The organism is Vibrio sp. 378, assembly GCF_033339435.1.
Genome location: NZ_JAWOUO010000400.1, coordinates 1 through 783 on the forward strand (window position 1 = coordinate 1; position 783 = coordinate 783).

At 52.0% G+C, this 783-nt stretch carries 1 protein-coding gene and 1 pseudogene; both read right to left on the bottom strand.

Annotation, left to right across the window (positions count from 1 at the left end):
- Positions 1-620, bottom strand: a pseudogene (locus R7Q48_RS26535) (cbb3-type cytochrome c oxidase subunit I); the annotation flags it as partial.
- A 4-nt stretch (positions 621-624) separates the two neighbouring features.
- Positions 625-783 (bottom strand): COX aromatic rich motif-containing protein (locus R7Q48_RS26540; RefSeq protein ID WP_318133192.1); only part of this gene is annotated, 159 nt, incomplete at its 5' end.

Consider the following 783-nt stretch of genomic DNA (forward strand, 5'->3'; position numbering starts at 1 on the left):
TTCACACCCGTTAGCGTGGTACCGACACCAGATATCTGCAGCGCCCAAATCCAATAGTCGACCCCGACGCCCGGACTTGCTTCAATGCCAGACAGCGGCGGATACGCCAACCAACCGGTACGGCCAAATTCACCCAAACCTAGCGACATGTTAGTTAGGATCACACCAACCACAAACAGCCAGAAACTTAAGTTATTCAGGTACGGGAACGCCACGTCACGCGCGCCGATTTGCAGCGGTACGATGATGTTCATCAGACCAATCACGAGCGGCATCGCAACGAAGAAAATCATGATCACGCCGTGCGCGGTAAAGATTTGGTCGTAGTGATGCGGCGGCCACTAGCACGCTTCACCCGCAGAGGAAAGTAGCTGCTGGCTACGCATCATCACTGCGTCCGCAAAGCCACGTACAAGCATCAGCATCGCCACAGCGATGTACATGAAGCCAAGTTTTTTGTGGTCTACCGAAGTAAACCATTCATTCCATAGGTATTGCCATTTTCCAGCTTTGGTTACGGCAACCACCACGGCTAATCCCACCAACGCGACGATCGCCAGCGTGATGATGATGATCGGCTCGTGATATGGAATTGAATCCAGAGTTAATCTTCCAAACATGTGATTATCCTTGGTTTTCAGGCAAACAGTTCATGGAACCCGGATGTTGGGTCACGACGTTGCTGAACAGAAACGGAGGAACACTTGAGAACAGAGTGACAGGCGCAGCAACGCTTGGCTCAGCCAGCGAGCTGTATTGCTCCCAATCTTCGATTCGATCAGG